The 23,613-nt window shown below is 65.9% G+C and carries 20 protein-coding genes; 10 read left to right on the top strand and 10 right to left on the bottom strand.

What is annotated here, in order from left to right; translation table 11 throughout:
• Nucleotides 1-55 precede the first annotated feature (55 nt).
• A complete protein-coding gene (locus tag GRX31_RS20475; RefSeq protein ID WP_160854499.1) occupies nt 56-2,914 on the top strand; it encodes a midcut-by-XrtH protein in 2,859 nt (952 codons plus the stop codon).
• A 54-nt stretch (nt 2,915-2,968) separates the two neighbouring features.
• Here the strand turns inward: GRX31_RS20475 and GRX31_RS20470 are convergent, their stop codons facing one another.
• From GRX31_RS20470 to GRX31_RS20450, 5 genes are all read right to left on the bottom strand, one after another.
• A complete protein-coding gene (locus tag GRX31_RS20470; RefSeq protein WP_160854497.1) occupies nt 2,969-4,237 on the bottom strand; it encodes a ferritin-like domain-containing protein in 1,269 nt (422 codons plus the stop codon).
• An 8-nt stretch (nt 4,238-4,245) separates the two neighbouring features.
• The gene (locus tag GRX31_RS20465) at nt 4,246-5,112 is read right to left on the bottom strand and encodes a phosphate/phosphite/phosphonate ABC transporter substrate-binding protein (RefSeq protein WP_160854495.1); all 867 of its coding nucleotides are present in this window, start codon (nt 5,110-5,112) and stop codon (nt 4,246-4,248) included.
• A 64-nt stretch (nt 5,113-5,176) separates the two neighbouring features.
• Nucleotides 5,177-6,286 (bottom strand): acyl-CoA dehydrogenase family protein, encoded by a 1,110-nt coding sequence (locus GRX31_RS20460; RefSeq protein WP_160854493.1) that lies wholly within the window; start codon nt 6,284-6,286, stop codon nt 5,177-5,179.
• 315 nt (nt 6,287-6,601) lie between these two features.
• Nucleotides 6,602-7,834, bottom strand: coding sequence for a sensor domain-containing phosphodiesterase (locus GRX31_RS20455; RefSeq protein ID WP_034367634.1), 1,233 nt, complete (start codon nt 7,832-7,834; stop codon nt 6,602-6,604).
• A gap of 369 nt (nt 7,835-8,203) precedes the next feature.
• A complete protein-coding gene (locus GRX31_RS20450; protein WP_160854491.1) occupies nt 8,204-9,019 on the bottom strand; it encodes a helix-turn-helix domain-containing protein in 816 nt (271 codons plus the stop codon).
• 73 nt (nt 9,020-9,092) lie between these two features.
• On the opposite strand from GRX31_RS20450, the gene GRX31_RS20445 reads away from it, so the two are divergent.
• Entirely contained in the window at nt 9,093-9,809 is a 717-nt protein-coding gene (locus GRX31_RS20445; protein ID WP_016450656.1) for an aspartate/glutamate racemase family protein, read from the top strand.
• Between the two features lie 96 nt (nt 9,810-9,905).
• Here the strand turns inward: GRX31_RS20445 and GRX31_RS20440 are convergent, their stop codons facing one another.
• The 3 genes from GRX31_RS20440 to GRX31_RS20430 all read right to left on the bottom strand — a co-directional run bounded on the left by GRX31_RS20440 (nt 9,906) and on the right by GRX31_RS20430 (nt 12,872).
• Nucleotides 9,906-11,072 carry a GGDEF domain-containing protein gene (locus GRX31_RS20440; protein WP_017406008.1) on the bottom strand — a complete coding sequence of 389 codons (1,167 nt, stop codon included), beginning with the start codon at nt 11,070-11,072 and terminating at the stop codon, nt 9,906-9,908.
• Nucleotides 11,073-11,596: 524 nt separating this feature from the next.
• Nucleotides 11,597-12,280, bottom strand: a complete 684-nt coding sequence (locus GRX31_RS20435) for an energy-coupling factor ABC transporter permease (RefSeq protein ID WP_160854489.1) — start codon at nt 12,278-12,280, stop codon at nt 11,597-11,599.
• Between the two features lie 202 nt (nt 12,281-12,482).
• Complete coding sequence (locus GRX31_RS20430; protein WP_043790259.1) at nt 12,483-12,872, bottom strand: MerR family transcriptional regulator; 390 nt, start codon at nt 12,870-12,872, stop codon at nt 12,483-12,485.
• Nucleotides 12,873-12,944: 72 nt separating this feature from the next.
• Here GRX31_RS20430 and GRX31_RS20425 point away from each other — a divergent pair, with 72 nt between their 5' ends.
• The 3 genes from GRX31_RS20425 (at nt 12,945) to GRX31_RS20415 (ending at nt 16,958) form a co-directional block, all read left to right on the top strand.
• Nucleotides 12,945-14,024, top strand: a complete 1,080-nt coding sequence (locus GRX31_RS20425; protein WP_160854487.1) for an SDR family oxidoreductase — start codon at nt 12,945-12,947, stop codon at nt 14,022-14,024.
• A 161-nt stretch (nt 14,025-14,185) separates the two neighbouring features.
• Nucleotides 14,186-15,082: an oxidoreductase gene (locus GRX31_RS20420; protein ID WP_160854485.1), complete on the top strand. Its 897-nt coding sequence runs from the start codon at nt 14,186-14,188 to the stop codon at nt 15,080-15,082.
• A gap of 250 nt (nt 15,083-15,332) precedes the next feature.
• The gene (locus GRX31_RS20415) at nt 15,333-16,958 is read left to right on the top strand and encodes a sensor domain-containing diguanylate cyclase (protein WP_151019497.1); all 1,626 of its coding nucleotides are present in this window, start codon (nt 15,333-15,335) and stop codon (nt 16,956-16,958) included.
• 22 nt (nt 16,959-16,980) lie between these two features.
• Here GRX31_RS20415 and GRX31_RS20410 read toward each other — a convergent pair whose 3' ends face one another.
• Nucleotides 16,981-17,469, bottom strand: a complete 489-nt coding sequence (locus GRX31_RS20410; protein ID WP_012206289.1) for a MarR family winged helix-turn-helix transcriptional regulator — start codon at nt 17,467-17,469, stop codon at nt 16,981-16,983.
• Nucleotides 17,466-18,371 (bottom strand): alpha/beta hydrolase, encoded by a 906-nt coding sequence (locus GRX31_RS20405; protein ID WP_016453223.1) that lies wholly within the window; start codon nt 18,369-18,371, stop codon nt 17,466-17,468. The genes GRX31_RS20410 and GRX31_RS20405 overlap by 4 nt, the downstream gene beginning before the upstream one ends.
• 197 nt (nt 18,372-18,568) lie before the next feature.
• On the opposite strand from GRX31_RS20405, the gene GRX31_RS20400 reads away from it, so the two are divergent.
• From GRX31_RS20400 to GRX31_RS20380, 5 genes are all read left to right on the top strand, one after another.
• The gene (locus GRX31_RS20400) at nt 18,569-19,744 is read left to right on the top strand and encodes an ABC transporter substrate-binding protein (RefSeq protein WP_013801786.1); all 1,176 of its coding nucleotides are present in this window, start codon (nt 18,569-18,571) and stop codon (nt 19,742-19,744) included.
• A gap of 110 nt (nt 19,745-19,854) precedes the next feature.
• Nucleotides 19,855-20,775, top strand: a complete 921-nt coding sequence (locus GRX31_RS20395) for a branched-chain amino acid ABC transporter permease (RefSeq protein WP_047326908.1) — start codon at nt 19,855-19,857, stop codon at nt 20,773-20,775.
• 2 nt (nt 20,776-20,777) lie between these two features.
• The gene (locus GRX31_RS20390; protein WP_160854483.1) at nt 20,778-21,728 is read left to right on the top strand and encodes a branched-chain amino acid ABC transporter permease; all 951 of its coding nucleotides are present in this window, start codon (nt 20,778-20,780) and stop codon (nt 21,726-21,728) included.
• A complete protein-coding gene (locus GRX31_RS20385; RefSeq protein ID WP_160854481.1) occupies nt 21,725-22,519 on the top strand; it encodes an ABC transporter ATP-binding protein in 795 nt (264 codons plus the stop codon). The genes GRX31_RS20390 and GRX31_RS20385 overlap by 4 nt, the downstream gene beginning before the upstream one ends.
• Nucleotides 22,519-23,232 carry an ABC transporter ATP-binding protein gene (locus GRX31_RS20380; RefSeq protein ID WP_016450644.1) on the top strand — a complete coding sequence of 238 codons (714 nt, stop codon included), beginning with the start codon at nt 22,519-22,521 and terminating at the stop codon, nt 23,230-23,232. Before GRX31_RS20385 ends, GRX31_RS20380 begins: the two co-directional genes overlap by 1 nt.
• Nucleotides 23,233-23,613 lie beyond the last annotated feature (381 nt).

The following is a 23,613-nucleotide window of genomic DNA, read 5'->3' as shown; positions in this document are numbered from 1 at the left end:
GGGGACCGCTCCCCGCCTGTTCGGATCTTCGGATCTTTTCTTCCAGGCCAGACCCATGCTGCAACTTTTCCAATTCCTTGCCCGTGGCACGGGGCTCGCACAGGCGTTGGGCGCCTTGGCCGTGGCCTGTGCCGTGCCGGCAGCCCAGGCCCAGAGCATCACTGCGGCACCGCTGGCGGCCGTGGCGCCGGCGGCGATTCCTGTGGACCACCCTGGCGCTCTTGCGCTGCTGGCGTTGGCCTTGGGGGCCTGCCTTGTGCGGGGTGTGCAAAAAGGGCGGATCTCCCTGGTCGGCCTGCGTGCCTGGGCCATGGGCGGTGCTGTTGTCATGACCGCAGCCACGGCGGTCTGGGGCGAGCGGGTGCAGGCCCAGATTCAGGAATTGCAGGAAACCTTCAACCAGGCCGCAGGCGAGACGCTCACCGTTCCCGTGCAGGCGACAGCGCTGGGTGCCGATGGCGCGCCGCAGGGCTTCCTGCCCGTGGTCTACCGCAACCAGACATCGCTACGGCTGAAAATCACCGGTATCACGGACCCTGTGTGGAACACCTGCTTTCCGCTGGGCGTGCCGGGCAGGATTCCTACGACGGCCGCGCGTCCCGGCAGCGCCTGCGCGGTCGGCGCCACGCTGGAGGCGGGCGGCTCCTGCTGGGTGGATGTGGCGCAGCTGTGCGCCAACGCGGCGGCCGCCGCGCACGGCAGCCACGCCAGCGTGCTTGCGCCCGACAGCGTGCAGGTGGACACGGCCGGGCAGCGCACGGGCAATGTGCTGTCCAACGATTCCGATGCCGATGGGGCGCTCGTGGTCGCCAGCTTCACCTATGAAGGCCAGACCGTGGCGGCCGGCAGCTCCCGGAACGTGGCGGGGCGCGGGACCTTCGCGCTGCAGGCAGACGGCAGCTTCACTTTCCAGGCGGATGCGAACTACAGCGGCGGCCATCCGCTGGCCATCGGCTACACCGTGCAGACCGGCGCGTCCAGCACGCTGAGTGTTTTCGTGAACCGGATGCCCGTGGCCGGCAACGATACGGCCACCACCGATGCCGATACATCCGTCGCCATCGCCGTGCGCGGGAACGACAGCGATGCGGATGGGGACAGCCTGACCGTTTCCGGCATCACCCAGGGCACCCACGGTTCCGTGGTCGTGGATGCCGTCACGGGCAATCCGGTCTATACGCCGAACGCCAACTTCACCGGCAGCGACAGCTTCACCTACACCATTGGCGACGGCAGGGGCGGCTTTGCCACGGCCAGCGTGTCGGTGACGGTTGCTGCTGCGCCCTCCGGCAATCAACCGCCAGTGTCTGTCTCCGATGCGATAGTGGTGGCCGAGGGCGCTGTGGCCACGGTCCTTGCCAGCGGTGCAACCAGCGTGCTGGCCAACGACACGGACCCTGACGGCAATCCGCTCGTCGCGGTGCTGGTGACGGGTCCGGCGAACGGGTCCCTGACGCTGAACGGCAATGGCACCTTCACCTATATCCACAACGGCAGCGAGACGGTTTCCGACAGCTTTGCCTACCGTGCCAGCGATGGGCTGGCCATGGGAAACATCGTCACCGTTTCCATCACGGTCACTCCCGTGAACGATGCACCGGTTGCCGTGGCAGATCAATGGATGGTTGCCACGGACATCCCGCGTAGCATCAGCTTTGCCACGTTGCTGGCCAATGACACGGATGCCGACGGCGACAGCCTGACCATCACCTTGGCTCATTCGCCGATCAATGGCAGCCTTGCATCGCAGGCGGGCGGGGTGCTGTTCACGCCCGCTGCAGGCTACGAAGGACCGGCCAGCTTTCTCTACGACGTCAGCGATGGGCGCGGCGGTACCAGTATCGGCACGGTCAATCTGTCGGTTGGAGCGGCTAGCGCTTCTTCGGTCGTTGTCCTGAAGTCCCTGCTGGCCATCGCACACGGCACAGGCGGGACCAGCGTCAGGTTTCCGATAACCGCGAAGCTGGTGGATACGGATGGCTCGGAAACCCTGTCGATCAGGATCAGTGGACTGCCCACCAATCTGTCCTTCAATGCGGGCACGAACCTGGGTGGTGGTGTCTGGCAGTTCACCGAAGCCGACCTGCCCAATCTCATCCTGAATCTGCCTGGCAGCTACACCACGAACGCCACCAATCTCACGGTCCAGGTCACGGCGACGGAGGTGAGCGGCGGCTTCACGGCATCGACATCCACCGTGGTCACGCTCAAGGCCTCATATACGACCGTGGATATCACCACGACCGAGAGCGGCAACCATACGGGCAACTCGGCCAGCGAATACATCACCGGTGGCAACGGCGCCAACACCATCAACGCCGGCAGCGGAAACAACATCGTTTTCGGAGGCGCTGGCGACGACAACCTGTCGGCGGGCGCAGGCTCCGATGTGCTGATGGGCGGCAGCGGCGACGACACCCTCAATGTGGGGTCGGGCACGGACCTGCTGGCCGGTGGCCCCGGCAACGATCTGATGAGCGGCGGTGATGCGGGCGAGAACTTCGTGGATGTCTTTGTCTGGTCGCTGGGAGACCAGGGGGCGGCGGGAACACCGGCCTTGGACCGAATCCAGAACTTCGCCACGGCGGCCGCGGGAACCAACGGCGCAGGCGGTGATGTACTGGACCTGCGCGACCTGCTGCAGGGTGAATCCGCAGGCCCCAGCAATGCCGCAGGCAACCTGGCCAACTACCTGCACTTCGAGATCACGGGAGGTGATACCTGGGTCCATGTCAGCCACACGGGCGGCTTCGGTGCGGACTCCCATGCGGTGGGTGCAAGCTATTCGGCATCGGCCGAGACCCAGCAGATCATCCTGGAAGGCGTGAATCTGCAGACGCTGTATTCCGGTGCCGCCACGGATCAGCAGATCATCACGCAGCTGCTGAACAACAGCAAATTGATCGTGGATTGACCGGCGCCGGTCCTATGGCCACCGGGCACCGCGCACCGGGTCCGTTTCTCGTGCCTACATGAAATTGCGCGTATGCAGCGAGGCCAGCCGCTCGGCGTGCCCGCGCTCGAAGCCCAGCCGCAGCAGCTTGGAGAGACGCCCGTCTGCCATGTCGCGCATGAGCTGCTGCACGCGGGCGGCGCCACGGGCCAGGGCCTCGGGGGTGAGGGTGCCGGCCGCGATGAGGATCAGGGCGTCGAAGACTTCCTCGTTCAGGCCCGAGGTGCCGGCCAGGTTGTCGAAGCGCTGCTCCACGGCCTGGGCCAGCTGGTGCTGGAAGCCGGGCTCGTGCTGCAGGCGGTACAGCAGGTGGGACATGCCCAGGGCCACATGGCGCGCCTCGTCGCGTGCGGCCAGGCGGCAGATCTGGCGTGTGAGGGGGTCGGGCGCCTCGGTCTGCAGGAACTGCAGCAGGTGCACGAAGGTGCCTTCGCCCAGCACCGACAGCAAAAAGCCCGCTACGGAAAAATCCGTCTCGTCCAGCAGGCTCTTGAGCGAGGCCTGTCCACCCGCCGTGGACAGCGCGGGCTCGCGGCCGTGGCGGCGGATGCGGCGCGTGAAGACATCGATATGTCGCGCCTCGTCGGCCACCTGGATGGCCAGCGCCGCCTGCAGCTCGCGGTAGTGCGGGTGCAGCTGGCCCAGAAAGCGCGCAGGCACCAGCAGGGCCGCGTTCTCGTTCTCCACCATGTAGGTCATGAGCTGGACGATGGCGTCCTCCACGGGCGCGGGCAGCTCGGGTGCGTCGTTCCAGTCGATGTCGGTGTCGGCATTCCACTGCGCGGCCACGGCCTGGGCGTAGAGGTCGGAGGCGCTGTCGGTCCAGACCTGCAGCTTGTCGCTGAGCCGGAAATGGAAGGCCGGCGCGCCGGCTTCCACCTGCGCGCCACGCGCGGCCAGGCCCCAGAAAGGCTGGGCCTGCGCGGCCACGGCACCGTCGCCCGAGCGCGCATCGCTGCGGCCCGTCTGCGCCGCGCCGCGCCAGCGCCCGGCCTGGGCGCCGCCGCGCGCCACGATGGCCATGGCCTGTGCTGCATCCACGCCATCCTCCCAGCGCAGGCCATGGCCCTGGTCGCTGCACCAGCCCGACAGCTGGGCCTGCCAGGCCGGCGCGCTGCCGGTCACGCGCAGTTGCCCGCCCACGGGCAGGGCGGCCAGCGCGTGCTTGACCAGCAGATGGGCGCCGGCATCGAAGCCCAGGCCCTGCAGGTCGATGACAGGCAGATCGGCAGCCTGCATATCGGCGGCCTGCTGGGCGGGGCTGGAGGAATCAGGCATGGCCATGGCGCGTGTCAGTAACGGTAGTCCTGCACGGTGATGCGGCCTTCGGCGTCGTAGAAGGCCTCGTCCGTCACCGCGCGCTCCAGCAGGCCGTAGCCCGTGCCGCGGCCCGGGTGCCAGACCTTCAGGCCTTCCAGCTCCAGCAGCGGGCGCACTGCCGCGTCGTCCCAGGACATGGCCAGCAGGATGTCGCGGAAGGCGGCGGCACGCCCGGCATCGATGTGCGGGCCGGCCGTCATGTTGCAGTGGTCGAAGGCGCCCGAGGTGGCCAGCACGCGCGTGCCGCCGGCCGGCAGCGTGCCTTCGCGCGCAAAGGCCAGGTAGTTCTTGCCCACCATCCATGAAGCCTGTATCTCGCCGGTCACCATGGCGGCGGCGGCCAGGCGCTCGCCGCCGATGTGGTCGCCATGCTTGCCGCCCAGCACGTCAAAGCGACGCGCCGTGTAGTCGCGCCCGGCCACCAGCCCTTGCTGGCGCAGATGGTCCAGCGGGATCAGCGTGGCCTGGGGCGAATCCACGGCACCGAAGCCCACGGTCTTGCCGCGCAGGTCCTGCACGCTCTGGATGGGGCTGTCTGCGGGCACGACCAGCAGCGAATGCAGGTCCAGGTCGGTATCGCGCATGGCGATGGACTCCACGCGCAGGCCGCGCGCGCGGGCCATGCGGTCGGCGCGCACAAAGGCCAGCGGCGAGTTCCAGGCCAGGTGCACATCGCCTGCCATCAACGCCTCGGTCAGCGACTCGTAGTTGGAATAGAGAACGTAGTCGAAGTAGTAGCCGCGCTCGATGAAATACGCCTTGAAGCCTTCCCAGATGGTGATCACCTTGGGGGCGTAGGCCACGGCGCCGAGCTTGATCACGGGGGCGGTTGTCGTCATGCGGAAGTCCTTTGCTGGATGGGGGAGGAGGGGTGAAGCGATCGACGGGTTCTGCCGTTCAGGCTCAGGCGGCGGCGTCGCACATGCCTTTGCCCAGCATGTCGTAGATCACATCGGTGGTGGGCGCCATGACCGAGGCGGCGCGCGCATCGCGGAACAGGCGCTCTATGCCCAGCTCCTTGCGGAAGGCGGCGCCGCCGCACACGCGCATGGCAATGTCAGTCACTTCCAGTGCGGCCTCGGCGGCTGCGGCCTTGCTCTGCAGCAGGCGGGTGCGCGCATCGGACCGGGCCGCCTGCACGGCGGCCACGGTATCGTCGCGCAGCAGGCGGGCCTGCTCCAGGCGCAGCTGGGCACGGGCCAGGTAGGCGCGGATGGTGGGCAGGTCGGCCAGCGAGCTGCCGCTTTCCGCAAAGCGCGTGCCCGCCACATGGGCCACGGCGCGGCGCAGCGCGCCCTGCATCAGGCCGATGGACGTCGTGGCGATCAGCGTGGGAAAGAAGGGCATCAGATAGCGGCCCTTCACGGCCTCGCCCTCGCCGTCGGCGCCCAGCATGCGGGCGCGTGGAACGCCCACGTTGCGTGCCTCGATGGGCGAGGACGCATTGCCGCGCAGCCCCATGCCGTTGAAGCGTCCGGGAATGGACAGGCCCGGCAGCCGGCTGTCCACCAGCCACAGCGTATTGCCCTCGCCCTGCGTGGCGCGCGAGATCCAGACATAGGAATCGGCCTCGCCGGCCGACGTGATCATGCTCTTGAGCGCGTTCAGGTGGATGACATCTTCAGCGGCGGTCGCCGTGCCCGTCGGCGCCCAGATATGGCTGCGCGAGCCGGCTTCGGACACGGCCAGCGTGGTGAGGTGGCGGCCGGCCGCGATCTCGCGGCGCACAGGGTCGTCGGCAAAGGGTTCGATCAGCGCCACGCCGCAGTAGTGCATGGTCAGCACCATGGCCGTGCAGGGGCAGTCCTGGGCAATGCGCTCGACGACCTGCACCGCTTCGGCCAGGCCCTTGCCCAGGCCGCCCACCTCGCTGGCGCTGATCAGGCCCAGCAGGCCGGCTGCCGCCAGTGCATCCAGCGCGGCGCGCGGGTAGCGTGCCTGCTCGTCGATCTGCGCGGCCTGGGGCGCGATGATGTCGCGCATGAGGGGTTCGAGTTGCTTCAAAACTTCCATCTGGGTTCACCGTAGGCATGCCCATGACCGCCTGCCGGGAGGCTGTTGCTGGAAGTCTGGGGAAATGCTGGGGCGCCGCGATGGCCGCTGGACGCGCCTGCCGCATGCAGACCTGCAATGGCGGATGGGCTGGGGAAAGAATGCAGGCGATTATGCGCCGGGTGCACTACGGCTTCGCGCAACGGGCGCCTTGCTCGGGCACCATGGCTGGTGTGCGCTTGATCCCGGTCAAGGTGGCGGGAGAACGCTGCGTCGCCACAGCACATTCACGCATTCACGCATTCACGCAGGCTCGAAAGCTTGAACGCCTGGGCCCTAGGCCCTGGCAAGCCCCATGGCCAGCGCCTGTGCTGACCCCATCGGCTTGGCAAAGAAGTAGCCCTGGGCCAGATCCACGCCAAGGCTTGCCAGCGCATTGAATTCCTCGGCAGTCTCCACACCTTCGGCGACCACCACGCTTCCTATTTCGTGCGCGAAACTCGTGAGCCCCTTGGCGAGCGCACGGCGGCTGCGGTCGGTATCGACGTCGTGCGTGATGCTCATGTCCAGCTTGATCATGTCCGGTTGAAGATGCAGGATGTGCCGCATGCTGGAGTAGCCGGCACCGGCATCGTCGACTGCCAAGGTCGCGCCCCGGCGCCGCAGCGGAGCCAGTGCATCGGCCAAAGCCCTGTAGTCATCCACGGCGGCATGCTCCGTGATTTCCAGCGTCACGCGCGACAGATCCTGGTCCGAACCCAGAAGCCGGGGCAGCTGCCCCGACTGGATCAGCTGCGGCGAGCAGTTGACTGCGAGCAGCCAATCGGTTGGCAGGCGACCGAGCGCGCCAAGCGCCGTGTCGATTGCATGGCGCTCCAGCTCCAGCCCCAGGCCGACTTCGTGCGCTGCCTTGAACCATTGGTCTGGCGGGCGAAATGGCTCCAGGTCAAAGCGCGACAAGCACTCAAAACCGTGCAGCTTGCCTGTCGCGATGGTGTATACGGGCTGAAATACAGGGCGCAGCGCATTGCCCTGCATGGCAAGGCGGATTTCGTTGGCTGCTTTGTCCCTTGCATGCTGGACCGCAGAAGTTGCACTGAAATGCAGTCCCAATAAATCGGAGAATGCCCGCAACAGCGACATATCGTGCTCACCCAGCGCGGGATTGGGCTGGTGGCTGAAGCAGCACAAGGTGCCGTACAGACGGTTGTCATCCAGGCGGATCGGTACGCTCAGGTGCGAGCCGATGGGAATGGTGTGCGTCTCCGGTATTCCCTGTGCAGCGGGTAAACGGGACGTGTCTGGAATCAACTGCGGCAATTCGCCATTGACCACCTTCTGGCAATAGCCCTCGTTCAATGGAATCTTCTGCTGCCGGAAAATCACTCCGCCAGTGCTCTCGTCCACATGCTCCAGCACCCGATCCGCTTCGCGGAATCGGGCCACAAAGGCCACATCCATGCCAAGATGCCGCCGGACCACGGACAGCACACGGTCCACTCCATCCAGTTCAATGGCGAAAGCAAAAATTCTGCTCAAAGGTGCGAATGTGGATTTTCGAGGGGTCATTTCATTGATCTGCTCTATCAGATGTGTACGCACATTGAATTGACGCGCTGCTGGCGGATTGGCGGTCCTCAGTTCTGCCCGGTATGGCCGAGCGGCACGATATGCCGTTGATAACGGGAATGAATTATCGGTAGTCCGCTCCATTGGCAGGAACACGGCAAGGTTGGGGTTGCCGCGCCATCGCAAATCAGAACAGGGGGAGAGCAATGGCCCTAAGTATGCGCGGTTGAAGTGCGCAGGTCGAGTCCGTCTGTTCGGATTGACAATGGGAATGAAAAGCCAACGCGGGAACTTGCAAGTTCATTGCACCGTCTGGAACACCGGTCATGCCGCATGCCCCGGGCGTGACGGTTCCAGGTGCTCCATCGGTCACTGCCTGGCCGTATGGCGAATGCGGGCCAGGTACTGGCTGGGCGTCAGCCCCAGATGTTTGCGAAACGCGGCTCCCATGTGCGATTGATGGCTGAAGCCGCAATCGTGGGCGATACAGGCCAGCGAATCGGCATCCGCCCGCATCATGGAGCGGGCCGCCTGTATGCGGGTCTCCACAAGATAGGCATGCGGAGTCATGCCAAGCAGCTGGGAAAACTCACGCAGAAAACGCAGCGGGGTGCGACGGGTCATCCGGGCCAGCTGGGAAATGCTCAACGGCTGTGCAAACTCGGCCGCCATGCGCTCCAGAACCGGCCGATACACCGGGCGCAATGCATCGATGCGCGGGATGGGCGCATGGGGCACATCCCTCGCATCGACGCATTGCCGGGCCATGAAGTGCAGGGCTGCCTGCTCTATTGCCAGGGTGTTCGTCTCGGGGCAAAGCAGCAGTTGCCGCAGCTGGTGCGCAATCTGCAAGGCGGCGCGCTGGCCAGGGTGTACAACGCGCCGGGCTTCGGTGTCAGGCACTGCGTCGTCCAGCCATTGCTCCCATTGCGCAGGGGTACAGCGAACCACCAGGTACTCGCCGCCCGTGGCCGATTCGGAAAACACATCCACCCCCGGTGGCGTGCGTGCCACCGTGCCGGGCCATGTGTCGAAGTCCACGCGGCGGTCGCTGCCAATGGCATGCACGCCTTGCTGGCGCTCCAGCGCAATGCCCAGCGAATGAAGGCGGGTCGGGTCATGGCTGCTATAGGCCGCGCGGCCCAGCAGCTGCACCTCGAATCCCGGTAGTTCCTGAACTTTCATCACCCTGGCGCCTTGTGTCTTGAACTGAAATTTCTTGATAGACGGGAAACCGGGCGCTGCCCACACTGAAGGCATGAACGCGAACCACACGGAAATTCACCGCATCATCGGTCTCATCGGGGGCATGAGCTGGGAGTCCAGCGCCGAGTACTACCGGCTCATCAACCAGGGCGTGCGCGACCGGCTGGGTCCGCTGCGCTCTGCAAAACTGCTCATGTACAGCGTGGATTTTGGCCCCATCGAGCTGGCCCAGCATGAAGGCCGCTGGGATGACGCAGCTGCCTTGCTGGAAGATGCCGCGCGGCGGCTGCAGGATGGCGGGGCGGATGGGGTGCTGCTGTGCACCAACACCATGCACAAGCTGGCAGACCGCATTGCGGCAGCGGTGCGCATCCCTTTTCTGCACATTGCCGACCCGGTGGCCGATGCGGCCCGGGCGGCAGGCCACCGCAGGCTGGGGCTGCTGGGCACCCGCTTCACCATGGAGCAGCCCTTCATGCGCGAGCGCCTGCAGCAGCAGGGGCTGGAGGTGATGGTGCCGCAGGAGGCGGACCGCGCCGAAGTGCACCGCATCATCTACGAGGAACTGTGCGCAGGCCGGATACGGGAAGAGTCGCGGCGCACCTATCAGCGCATCATGGCGCAGCTGGCCGGGCAGGGCGCCCAGGCCATGGTGCTGGGCTGCACGGAAATCAGCCTGCTGGTGCAGCAGGCGCATTGCCCCGTGCCCGTGCTGGACACCACGGCCTTGCATGCCGAGGCTGCGGTGGACTTTGCATTGACGCCTTGAGGCGCCAAAACGACCCGGACTGAACCGGCCCGGACCCCTATCAGCGGCAGATGTGACCTGCAAGCGCACGCAAGCGGCCCACCTGCGGCAAGCAGATCATCCGTGGGGCCGCCCTGGCGCAAGCGGGGCGAGTTCCATCCGGTCCCGTCCCTTGCGCTTCGATGCATAGAGGGCCTCGTCGGCCTGCTTGAGCCAGTGGGACAGCTCTGTTCCGGGCTGGTCGAACAAGGCCGCACCGATGCTCAGGGACACGGGCTGCGGCGTCGCGAACATCGCGCGCGCCTGCTGCACAAACGCCTCGCGCAAGTCCTGGCCCAGCGCCTGCGCGGCCGTGCCGCAGACGTTGTGCAGCAGGATCACGAACTCATCCCCGCCCAGCCGCGCGGCCAGTGCGCCGCGAGGCAGCACGCTGCGGATGAGGTCGCTCAGCGTCACCAGCAGGCGGTCGCCGGCATCGTGGCCGTGCAGGTCATTGACCTGCTTGAAGTGGTCGATGTCGATCAGCAGCAGGGCGCCGGGGCGGGCCGGCGAGGCTTGTGCCAGCAGCGCCGGTGCGCGCAGATAGAGCGCGCGGCGGTTGTCCAGGGAGGTCAGCGGATCGCGGGCGGCAATCTGCGCGATGCGCTCCTCGCGGCGATGGCGCTCCGTCCCGGTCATGGACATGGCCAGCAGCATGATCGCCATCACGCCCTCCACCAGCGAGATCAGGATCACCGTGCCGCGGAAACTGCCCAGGTTGACGAAGGCGTCCAGCGCCACGGTCGATCCTGCCTTGGCGAGGTAGAACAGGCCGTGGGCCAGCAGCACGAAACTCAACTGCGCCGCGCCCATGCCCAGCGCGCCGCCATGCGGGCGCAGCAGCAGGCCGGCGCGCAAGGTGGTGATGGCGATCAGCAGCGACTGGATGCCCAGCATCGCCTTGGACCACCAGGGCCCGTCTGGCAGAAACAGCATGGCCAGCCAGACGACGGCCAGCAGCCACCAGAAGTGCGACAGCCGCACGCGCATGAATCCGGCGACCCCGGCCAGGAACAGCCAGTGGGCGGCGATCAGCAGGCCGTTGGGAAACCAGATGCCCAGCAGCACATGGCCGCTGGAACGCAGCAGGGCCAGCACGCAGCCCACGACGATGATGGCGAACCCCGCGCTCCACAGCAGCAGCGAGCGTTCGCGCACGCTGCTCCATTCCGCAGCCAGATACAGCGCCGAAGCGGCCGCCATGGCCGTGGTGAGAACGAGCAGGGTGAAGGGGTCGAGAGCCATGGGCGATGGAGGTATCGGCGCAGGCGCGCTCCTTGTGAGAGCCGCCAGACAAGGAGCAATGCGGCGACGGTCCGTGCCGTCGCGATGCAGTGGAGCAAAGCGAGCGGGGCGGATTGTCGCAGGAAGCGGGTTTTCAGGCTTGCCCGATCACCCGGCTGCAGCGATTCCGGCGTCGGCCGCGTTGCCAAGGCCACGTCGCGGAGGCGAACGCCGGGTCCTTGCACTGCGCAGGCATCCCGCCGCTCCAGACCATGGCGAAGCCGTCTTCACTGCTGGGCTGCGGGCTCTGTTGGAAGCCCGGGGCCTTGTGGAAGGCGGTGGATTTGCCGAGCTTGCTTGCCGGCAGGCTGATGAAGAGGGACCTGGTCATTCTGGACCAAAAGGAAGCGGCCACGGCTGCGCGCGGGGCCGTCCATGCACCTGCCGCTCCCCGCTTTGCCATGGTGGCCCGGGGGCGGCAAGGCGGGAGCACCGGGGCAAGATGCCCTATGGGGCGTCAACCGTGACCGGGGGAGCCGGCCCTGTCAGACGGCAACGGCGTGCAGGCGGGTATTGAAAAGCGGCCCTTGGGTGAAGGTCGCCAGGCGCTTGGCCAGCCACAGCACCGCCAGGTCCACCAGGGGTTCCACCAGCACGACGCACATGTAGGCAGCACCGAAGCTTGCCACCTCGGTCAAGGTTGCCAGGCTGGCACCGTGGCCGTAGATGGCCCAGAACGCGACCCACAGGACAATGCCGCCCTGGTAGGTGGTGGACAGGGCCAGGGCCTGCCTGTAGCTGATGTCCACATAGGCCGTGCCGGCGGGAATCAGCCGGCCCGCCAGTTGGTTCACCGCATACAGCGGCACCAGCAAGGTGGTGACGTTCATGCCGTACTGCGGCAGGTCGAAGGGGGCAAAGAACAGGCCCTGCACCAGCAGGCCGAACGCCAGGCCGATGGCCGCAGCTCCCGCGCCGAACATCAGCAGCAAGGTCGAGCCCAGGATCAGATGGACCTCGGACACGCCGACCGGCTCGTGCGGAAACACCTCGAAGAAGCTGAACACCAGCGCGGTGGTGATGACACTGCGGGCCAGCAGCGCGAGCCAGCCGCCGTTGTCGCGCAGGCTTTGCCGTGCCAGGGCGGCGGTCAGGCCGAAGGCCGCTGCGGCGGTGACATAACTGAGGGCGATTTTTTCGGGGCTGACGACGCCGGGTTCGATGTGCATGGGAGGTCCTGAACAGTCAAGGTCCGTTGCAGGGCGGGCGCCGGCTGCGCAACGGCAAAGGTATTGAGCATAGCCGTGGATGAATGGCTGCGCCATGCCTTGGCGCGGCAGATGCGTTTTCTGTCCAGGCTGCGCGGATGTACTCGGGTGATGCCGGGAGCAGCCATGCAGCGATTGCCGCTGTTGTCTGGATGCCGACAGCTCACTTCAAGGCGTTGTTGAGTCGCTGAAGCTCAAGTTGCTGGGCAGCACTGGCCTCGAGATTTGCACGCTCCTCGTCCAAATACCGATAAATGCTTTTGAGCTCAGTGATTTTCTTTCTGATTTCCAGCATTTTCTTTTCAATCAACTTGGCACCCTCGGCACAATCGATTGACTTGTTTCTCTGAGCGTCCAGAATTTCGCCTATTTCCGCAAGAGAAAATCCCATGCTTTGTGCGCGCTGGATAAATCCAAGATCCTGCAGGGTTTGTGGTGTGTAAACACGGTAATTGTTGTTTCGCCGCAATGGTGCGATAAGGCCGATCTTCTCGTAGTAGCGCAGGGTATGGCGGCTGGCGCCGCTGCGGACCTCGAGTTCGCCGATATTCATGAAAAAACGCTTGACTATAGAGTTGGGTCGACAGTCTACACTCGATTTTTCATCGTGCCAAGGAGCAGAAAAATGAGCGTGGAGTGCTTTGTTACGGGAGGGACCGGCTTCATCGGCCTGCATCTGGTGTCATGCCTGAGCGCAAAAGGTCACACGATTCGGGTGCTGATGCGTCGCCCGGAGCGCCTGGCGCAATTGCGGGAGCAGGTCGACAATCTGGGAGGTGTCGCAAACCGGGTCTTTGCCGTGGCTGGCGATCTGGAGCAGGAGAGCCTCGGCTTGAGTCTTTCCGATCGAGAGGCTTTGCGGCAGGCCGAAGTTGTGTTCCACCTGGGCGCCCACTTCGCGTGGGGCCTTTCAATGGAGCATTCGCGTGCAGTGAATGTGGAAGGTGCAAAGCGCGTGGCGTTGTTGGCAGCGCAGCAAGATAGCCGGCTGGTGATGATCGGCGGCTATATGCTGAAGAACAATGAACATCTGCAGCGCATCGGAATTGATCCCGGCCATCCGGAAAGGACTCATTGGCCTGCCGTCTATCGGCGTGTCGGCGCTTACGAGGGGAGCAAACTGGAGGCGCATTTCGCGACCCTGGAGTTCATGGCTGCCAAGGGAGGGAAAATGACCGTCGTGCACCCCGCAACGGTCTGTGGTCATAGCCGCACGGGACATATACCTTGCAGCCAGCCTCTGGTGGATCTGATACGCAATCTGGCACAGGGAAAACTGGCTGCAGTGCCCGGTAGCGCAGAGCACTGGTTGCCATTGGTCACTGTGGATTATCTGGTCGAGCTGGTTTCGGCTTGCGCTTTTGATCCTTCCATGGCCGGTCAGGAGCTTCTGGCGCTTGACGACCAAAGTCCCAACTTGCGAGAACTCCTGGCAGAGGTGGCACAACCTCTTGGAATAAAGTCCCCAAAGCATCATATTTCGCTCCGATTGCTGAAATGGCTTTTGAGCATTCCTCCGGTCGCGCGGTTTTTGAATACGGATGCCGAAGCCCTGGACTTCATCCAGACTACGCGTTTTGACACAGCGGCGGTCGAGCAATTCGCCAAAAGGCACGGAATATCAAAGCCGGATATGCGTCAATCGTTACGGAATACTGCAATGTTCGTCAAATCATATTGCATGCCCAGTGAAAAAGTCCACTGACGTGTATTTTGCCGGGATGAATACTGAGAAACTATCAAGATGCATTGCACCTATGCACGCACAGCCAAGAGCAGCCCTCCACTGCGCCCGTGGCACTCCATAATTGTCCTTTTCAGGTGTCGAGGCCGGCGCCGAGCATCCGTTTCGAGGAATCCGCTTCAGTGAATCAACAAGTCCATACAAGAATCGCTGTCCTGGGGCCCGGTGCGATCGGGACCACCGTCGCTGCTGCGTTGCACGAAGTCGGCCGCACGCCCATGCTTTGCGGCCGTACGCCGCGCGACAGCCTGGTGCTGCAAGGTAGCGGTGTTCGCATCGTTGTTCCCGGGCCGGTGAGAACGGATCCAGCACAGATTGCACGCCCGGTGGACCTCGTTTTTCTCGCGGTCAAAGCGACTCAGACCGCTGCCACTGCGCAATGGCTTGCGGCGTTGAGCGGCCCGCAAACCGTCGTGTGTGTCCTGCAAAACGGGGTCGAGCAGTTGGAGAGTGTCACTGCGCTGTGCCCTCAGGGGCGAGTCGTTCCTGCAGTCGTGTGGTTCCCTGCGCAGGCGCAATCCGATGGGTCGGTGCTCCTGCGCAGCGATGCTCGGATCAGCCTGCCTGACGAAGCGGCCTCCCTCGTGGTTGCGCAGGCACTGCAAGGCTCCCGGTGCCTGGTAGACCTGGTTTCGAATTTCAGATCTCTGGCCTGGCAAAAGCTGCTGCAGAACGCGGCGGCCGGGCTCATGGCGCTCACGCATCGCCGCTCGGGCATGTACGGCCGGCACGACATCTCCAAGCTCACACTGGGCTATCTGCAGGAGTGCCTGGCCGTGGCACGCGCCGAAGGTGCTGAACTGGGCGATGAGGTTCCGCAGGCGATCCTCGACAAGTTCCAGGCATCCCCTGCCGACCTGGGCACGTCCATACTGGCGGATCGCGAAGCAGGCCGCCCGCTCGAATGGGATATCCGCAACGGCGTTATCGCGCGCCGCGGCCGGGCGCGCGGGGTTCCGACCCCGATCGGTGATGTCTTGGTGCCGCTTCTTGCTGCCGCGAGCGACGGCCCTGGCTGATCACCCATGCCTTGACGATAAGGCCTGTGATCACAGGCCTGCCATCCGCATTCAGCCTGAAACTGCCGGCAGCACCCCCCAATCCCAACCCTGCCGGCCGATTTTTCCGAAGCCGGGGACAATACCGGGTTCGCGGGTTTTTCCGGCTCGACCTGGGTCGAGGACGGGAATCGCTTGCGGAAGGAAGCTGCACTGGCGTTGAACCCGGACGCAGAAAACCCCAAGATCGGACGGCGGCGAGACCGCCGAGATGGCGCAGGTGCATGTGACGAAGAGGGATTGGTGGACAAGGGCCTGCCGCAGCCGCAGCGGTCGGCCCGTCAAACGCGATACCCGCCTGGTGGGCTGGCTGCTGGCCGTGGTGTTCGTGTCGGTGTCGGCGGCCACGGTGTGGCAGTTGGTGGCTGCACGCCAGCGCACGCTGGCCGAGGTGGATACCGTCAACCGCAATCTGGCGCAGACGCTGAATACCTATTCCGAAGGCGTGATCACCCAAAGCTCCATGCTGCTGCTGGGCATTGCCGAAAGGCTGGAGCTGGATGGCGCCGGTGCCGCGCACCTGGAGCGCGTGCTGCATCTGGTCAACCGCCAGGAGCAGCTGCTGAACCAGCTCAACGAGCTGCTGGTCGTGGACGCGCAGGGGCGCTGGCTGATGTCGTCCAAGGGGACGTTTCCCCCAGGAACGCAAAGCGCGGACCGCGACTTCTTCACGCACCACCGCGACGACCCGTCGTCAGGCATCTACATCGGGCCGCCGATCCGCAGCCGCTCCACAAGCGAATGGGTGATCACCATCAGCCGGCGCTATACCGACAGCGAGGGCCAGTTTGCCGGCGTGGTCGTGGTGACGCTGGGTGTGGAAAATTTCCTGCGGCTGTTCGGCAAGATCGACATCGGCGAGCAGGGCGCCATTTCACTGAGCACGCCGGGCGGGCAACTGCTGGTGCGCCACCCCTTCCGTGAGCAGGACCTGGGCCGGGACTTCTCGCAGTCGCCCAATTTCCTGCGCCACTATGCGGGGGCGATGTCGGGCACGGCGTCGTTCCGCTCGGGCCTGGATGGCACGGAAAGAATCTATGCCTTCCTGCGCAGCGAGCGCTATCCGCTGGTGACCACGGTGGCCCTGGGCCGCGACGAGGCGCTCAGTTCCTGGCAGCGCCAGGCGCAGCTGACGCTGGCCGTGGTGCTGGGGCTGTTTCTGGCGATTGCGCTGATCGGCTGGCGGCTGACGGCGGCGATGCGGCTGCGCTCGCGTGCCGAATGCTCCCTGGTCAGCGCGCGCGAGGAATTGCTGCAGGCCAACCGCCGGCTGGAGGTGCTGGCCGCCCAGGACCAGCTCACGGGCCTGGCCAACCGGCGCCGCTTCGACGAGGTGCTGGAGCGCGAGGCACGGCGCGCCGTGCGCGAGGGCACGCCGCTGTCGCTGCTGCTGATCGATCTGGACCATTTCAAGGGCTACAACGACGCCTACGGCCATGTGGCGGGCGATGCCTGCCTGCAGACAGTGTGTCGCGCCCTGGCCCAGGCCGTGCAGCGGCCCGGCGACATGGCGGCGCGCTACGGCGGGGAGGAGCTGGCCGTGGTGCTTCCCAATACGGACCATGCCGGCGGGCTGCAGGTGGCCGAGCGGCTGCGTGCGCGCATCGAGGGCCTGGGCCTGGAGCACCGCAGCAGCCGCTTCGGCCATGTGACGGCCAGCATCGGCGTGGCGACAGCGCAGTGCGGTGAGGCTGGCGCGACTCAAGGCGCTACACAAAGCGCTACACAAGGCACTACCCACGGCTCCACCCAAGGTGCCGCCGTGGCGCTGGTGGAAGCGGCCGACCGTGCGCTGTACCGCGCCAAGGCCGCAGGGCGCAACTGCGTGCAGGGCTGAATGGGGGTGGGTCTGCGTGCGCTCAGTCCGTGGGCGAGCGGTGGGCCACCACCTGCTGCTTGAGGTCGCCCAGCGCTTGGTACAGGTCGTTGCGGCTGGCCTGCGGCATGTCGCCGAACATGCCCATGACCCAGGACTCATGCGCCTTGGCCATGCGCGCAAAGGTCTTGCGGCCCAGCGGGGTGAGGTGCAGCACGGAGCTGCGCCGGTCGGACTCTACCTTGGTGCGCACCACCAGGCCCTCCTTCTCCAACTGGTCGGTGATGCCGGTGATGTTGCCGTTGGTCACCATCATGTGGCGCGACAGCTCGCCCATCTTCATACCCTCGGGCGCGCGCTGCAGCTGGGCCATGAGGTCGAAGCGGGGCAGGGTGGTGTCGAATTCGCTGCGCAGGCGGTTGCGGATCTCGCCTTCGATGAGGTTGCAGCAGGTGAGCATGCGCAGCCACAGGCGCAGCGCATGGTGGTCGTCGGGCGCGGCGCGCGACTCCAGGTCGGGAGCGTGGGTCATGGCTGGTTCTGCGGTGTGGGGGCGCTCAAGCCCATCTGCGCGAGGATGGCGCGCGTCAGCGGGCTGGCCGGGTCGTTCAGGGTGAGCACGATGTCGAAATGGTTGGTGCCGGGCATGGCCACGTACTGGCCTGACGATGGACCGGGGCCACAGCGCTGGTTCCAGGCGGCCAGGTAGTCGTCGCTCTGGCGCTTGAATTCATCGGTCTCGCTCTCGCCGTAGCTGACGATGAGCGGGCAGGCCGCGCCGTGCGGCAGGAGGGCGGGGCTGTTGCGAATGGCGTCCTGCTCGCTCAGGCGCATCCATTCGTTGATGTGGGTGTGCACCAGCGGGCGCAGGTCGAACAGGCCCGACAGCGGTGCGGCGCCGCGCACCACGTCCTCGGGCACGCCGTAGTCCGCATGCCAGCCGCCGGCCAGCAGCATGCCCGCCAGGTGGCCGCCGGCCGAGCTGCCGCAGACATGGATGCGGCCCGGGTCGCCGCCGTAGCGGGCGATGTGCGCATGCACCCAGGCCAGGGCGCGGCGTGTCTGGTCCACGATGCGGTCCAGCGTGACGGCGGGCGCCAGCGAATAGTTCAGGGCCACCACCACGGCGCCGGCGCGCGTGAAGGTGGGCGCCATGCTGCTGGAGTCGTCCTTGGACAGCAGCCGCCAGTACCCGCCATGGATGAAGAAGAGAACAGGGGCGCCTGCCGCCCCGGTTGCTGCCGGGAAAATGTCCAGCAGCTCGTCGGCATGCTCGCCATAGGCCACGTTCAGCGCGCAGGGCAGGCTCTGGCGCGCAGCCCGGCTGTCGTCGGCATAGGCCTTGATGATGGGGGTGATGTCGGGTACCGTCGCGCGGGCGTTGTACTGGACATCGAGTCCGGCGCGGTCGTAGTGACGGTAGAGTGCGGGCATTGGAACGGAGATGGCGCGAAATGGTTTGTATGGCAGGTATTGGTACAAGTCCCAGACTTGTTCTGCAAAATACTTTAAACCTAAACTAAGACCCGCGCCAACCGTTCCAGCCCTTACAGAGTTTCCCGTCCAGCGTGACGGAAGACTGCCTCACCACCGATTGCCATCCGCGCGGCCCGCGCAAGGAGCACAGCAGCATGCGTTTCCTCACCCCCTTCCTGGCCGCAGCGGCCCTGGCCCCTGCCTTTGTTCCCGCGCTCGCGCAGGCGGACACCATCAAGGTCGGTATCGCCAACGATATTTCCGGGCCGTTTGCCGCGCTGGGCGCCGAGGCGCGCGATGGCTTCAACCTCGCCATCAAGCAGCTGGGCAGCAAGCTGGGCGGCCAGCCGGCCGAGTTCCTGCAGACCGACATGGGCGGCAACCCCGACCAGGCGCGCCAGCTGGTCACGCGCTACATACAGCGCGACAAGGTGGATTTCTTCACCGGCCCCATCGGCTCCAACGTGGCCCTGGCCGTGGGCCCGGCGCTGTTCGGCGCCAAGGTGCCCTACCTGTCCAACAATCCCGGCCCCAGCCAGTTCGCGGGCGCGCAGTGCAATGCGTTCTGGTTCGGCACGTCCTACCAGAACGATGCCTTCCACGAGGCAGCCGGCAAGCTGGCCGCCGACCGTGGCTTCAAGAAGATGTTCATCATGGCGCCCGACTATCCGGCCGGCAAGGATGCGCTGGTCGGCTTCAAGCGCGGCTACAAGACCGCGCCCGGCGAAGAGGTCTACACCAAGCTGGGCCAGATCGACTACGCGGCCGAGCTGGCCCAGATCCGCGCGGCCAAGCCCGATGCGGTCTACATCTTCCTGCCGGGCGGCATGGGCATCAACTTCGTCAAGCAGTTCGTGTCCACGGGGCTGTCGCAAAGCGTCAAGCTGATCGGCCCGGGCTTCTCGGCCGACGAGGACGTGATCCAGGCCGTGGGCGAGCCCATGCTGGGCATGGTCAACACCGCGCAGTGGGCGCATGACCTGGACGTGCCGCAGAACAAGGCCTTCGTCGAGGCCTTCCGCAAGGAGTACAAGGGCCGCAACCCCTCGGTCTACGCGGCCCAGGCCTATGACGTGATCATGGCCATGGATGCGGCGGTCAAGCAGGCCGGCGGCAAGGCCTCGGACCGCCAGGCCATCGTCAAGGCGCTGGAGAAGGCCGACTACGCCTCGGTGCGCGGCCCCTTCACGTACGGCAAGAACCACTACCCCATCCAGGCCTACTACCAGCGCGTGATCGAGAAGGATGGCAGCGGCCGCATCACCAACAAGCTGGTGGGCAAGGTGTTCGATAAATATCAGGACGTCTACGTCAACGACTGCAAGATGTGACCCCGCCGCCGCGCCCCCGTCGGGCGCGGCGTGCCTTGATCTTGATTTTCAAAGCCGGATGATTTGTTGACCGCGCGCGGGCCGATGCGCCCGCGGCAGGGGGCGTGTGGATGACGTGGACGCTGCTCTTGGAGCAATTGCTCAATGGCCTGCAGTTCGGGCTGATGCTGTTTCTGATCGCGGCCGGGCTGACCCTGGTGTTCGGCATCATGGACATCATGAACCTGGCCCATGGCTCGCTGTACATGGCGGGCGCCTATGTGGCGGCCGAGACCCTGCAGCGCACGGGCTCGTTCACGGCGGCGGTGCTGGTGGCGGCCGTGGCCACGGGCGTGGCGGGTGTGGTGCTGGAGCTGGTGCTGATACGGCGCCTTGCCGTGCGGGACCACCTGGCCCAGGTGCTGGGCAGCTATGCGGTCATCCTCATCGCCAATGACCTGGTCAAGATGGTCTGGGGCCCGGCGCCCGTGATGCTGAACATGCCGGCTGCGCTGTCCGGGCCCGTGCAGCTGCTGCCCGATCTCATGTACCCGGCCTACCGGCTGATGATCATCGTCTTCGGCCTGGCCGCCGCGTTGGGCCTGTATTGGTTCGTGACGCGCACGCGCGCCGGCGTGCTGGTGCGGGCAGGCGCCTCCAACCGCCAGATGGCCACGCTGATGGGCGTGCGCGTGCCGCTGCTGTTCCTGGGCGTGTTCACGCTGGGCGCCATGCTGGCGGCGGTGGCGGGCGCGCTGCTGGGACCCATCACCTCGGTGCAGGTGGGCATGGGCGAGGACATCCTGATCCTGGTGCTGGTGTGCATCGTCATCGGCGGCATAGGCTCCATACGCGGCGCCCTGGTGGGTGCCTTGCTGGTGGGCATGGTGGATACGGCGGGGCGGGCCTTCCTGCCCATGCTGCTGCGCCAGGTGTTCTCCCCGGCCGTGGCGTCCAGCGTGGGGCCCACGCTGGCGGCGATTTCCATCTACGTGCTGATGGCGGTGGTGCTGGTGTACCGTCCTTCCGGCCTTTTCCCTGCGCGAGGCTGAGCATGGAACACAGCAGATTCCGCGGCACATTCGCCTGGACCGCGCTGGCCCTGCTGGCGCTGGCGGTGTTCCCGCTGGTGGCGCCTGCACTGGGGCTGGACTTCTACATCTCCTTCGTGCGCCGCGTGCTGATCTACGCGCTGGCCGCCACCAGCCTGAACCTCATCCTGGGCTATGGCGGCATGGTGGCCCTGGGGCACGCGGCCTTCTTCGGTGCGGGGGCCTATGCGGTGGGCATCCTGGCCATGAACGGTGTGACCTCGGCCCTGGTCGCCTGGCCTGCCGCCGCGCTGCTGGCCGGGCTGCTGGCCGCCGCCACGGGCGCCGTGTCGCTGCGCACGCGCGGCGTGTACTTCATCATGATCACGCTGGCCTTTGCGCAGATGCTGTTCTATATCTTCATCTCGCTGCGCCAGTACGGCGGCGAGGACGGGCTGAACCTGCCCGGCCATTCCGTGCTGCCCGGGCTGGACCTGGGCCACGACGTTTCTTTCTACTACGTGGTGCTGGCGCTGTTCGCGGTACTGATGGCCTTGTTCGGCCGGCTGGTGGATTCGCGCTTCGGCAAGGCGCTGCAGGGCGTGCGCGAGAACGAGTCGCGCATGGAGTCGCTGGGCTACCCGGTCTACCGCCTGAAGCTCGTGGCCTTCGTTCTCAGCGGCGCGGTGGCGGGGCTGGCGGGCGCGCTGCTAGCCAACCACAACCTGTTCATCTCGCCCAGCCTCATGCACTGGACCCAGTCGGCCAACCTGCTGATCATGGTGCTGGTCGGTGGCGTGGGCCTGCGCTGGGGCGGCGTGGCCGGCGCCGTCGTCATGCTGACGCTGGAGGAAGTGCTTCGCATGTGGACCGAGTACTGGCACCTGCCGCTGGGCCTGCTGCTGCTGTGCGTGGTGTTCGGCGCGCCACGCGGCCTGACGGGCCTGTGGTCCGCACGCGGGAGGCAGGCATGAGCGGCGCGGCCACACCTATCTCCATCCCCACCCCGGCCCTGGAGGCCAAGGGCCTGGTGCGCCGCTTTGGCGCGCTGCTGGCCACCGACCATGTCTCGCTGTCGCTGGCGCCTGGCGAGATCCATGCGCTGATCGGCCCCAATGGCGCGGGCAAGTCCACGCTCATCCATCTGCTGTCGGGCACGCTGGCGGCCGACGCCGGCACCCTGGCACTGGCCGGGCGCGACGTGAGCGCACTCAACGCCCACCAGCGCGTGGCGGCGGGGCTGTCGCGGTCGTTCCAGATCACCAACATCTTCAAGCAGTCCAGCGTGCTGGACAACCTGGTGCTGGCCGTGCAGGCGCATGCCGGCAGCAGTTTCCGCTTCTGGCGCCCGCGCGCGGCCGAGGCTGCGCTGTACGAGCAGGCGCGCGAGCTGGCGCGTGAATGCGCCATCGACGCCAGCCTGCTGCAGCGCTCCGCAGGCACGCTGCCGCACGGCGAGCAGCGCAAGCTGGAGTTCGCGCTGGCCCTGGCCGCGCGGCCCGGCGTGCTGCTGCTGGACGAGCCCATGGCCGGCATGGGGCCTGATGAAACACTGCGCCTGACCGAGCTGATCGAATCCCTGCGCGGCCGCGCCGCCATGCTGCTGGTGGAGCACGACATGCAGGCCGTGTTCCGCCTGGCCGACCGCATCTCCGTGCTGGTCTACGGCCGCATCATCGCCACCGGCACGCCCGGCGAGATACGTGGCAACGCCGATGTGCGCCAGGCCTACCTGGGAGACGAAGAAGTGAAGGAGGGCGCGTGATGCTCGAAATGCAGGCCGTGCAAAGCGGCTACGGACCCAGCCAGGTGCTGTTCGGCGTGGACCTGCGCATCGAGGCAGGCCAGGTCGTCACCCTGCTGGGCCGCAACGGCATGGGCAAGACCACGCTGCTTCGCACGCTGCTGGGCCAGCTGCCGCTGCGCGCCGGCCGCATGGTGTTTGCCGGGCAGGACATCGCCGGCTGGGCCACCGACCGCATCGCCCGCGCCGGCGTGGCCATCGTGCCCGAAGGCCGCCAGTGCTTTCCCAACCTCACGGTGCGCGAGCACCTGACGGCCTTTGTGGCACATCGCAATTCGGGCAGTCCCGGCGCGGCACAGCCCTGGTCGCCCGAGCGCGTGTTCGCCCTGTTCCCCCGCCTGGGCGAGCGCGCCTCCAACATGGGCAACCAACTGTCGGGTGGTGAACAGCAAATGCTGGCCATAGGCCGCGCCCTGGTCACCAACCCGCGCCTGCTCATCCTGGACGAAGCCACCGAGGGCCTGGCCCCCCGCATCCGCGAAGAGATCTGGTCCTGCCTGGCCCAACTGCGCGCCGCTGGCCAGACCATCCTGGTCATCGACAAATACGTGGAGCGCCTGCTGGGCCTGGCCGACCGCCACCTCATCCTGGAGCGCGGCAAGGTCGTATGGAGCGGAGACTCGGCCGCGCTGGATGGGGACAGAGCGCTGTGGGAACGGTATTTGGGAGTGTGAGCACGCGCAGTGCATTCGCAGTTCAAGGCGAAATTCAAGGCGCGATGGAGGGTTGAATGGCATTGAAGATCAATGGGTGGCATGCCATTCAAATACATGCCTGTATCCAAGATGGGAAATTGCTTACATTTACAGGATGTATCTGACCCTGCATTTGATTGCCCTATAGCCATCGGCTTGTCTATGATCCCCGCTCACCAAGAGACGGGAGGCCGCCCCCAGGGCGGTTCATACAATGACACGCCGAGTCACCATCCATACGCCATTGGGCGATGAACTGCATTTCCGTGAATTGCGCGGCCAGGAAAACATCAGCCAGCTCTTCAGCCTCGATGTGGAAATGCTCAGCGAAAACGAAAGCATCGATCCCAAGGCCCTATT

Source organism: Delftia sp. CH05 (assembly GCF_009827015.1).
GTDB lineage: Bacteria > Pseudomonadota > Gammaproteobacteria > Burkholderiales > Burkholderiaceae_C > Comamonas > Comamonas tsuruhatensis.
The sequence above is the reverse complement of the archived record's forward strand: the minus strand, read 5'-3'. Positions and strand labels throughout refer to the sequence as shown.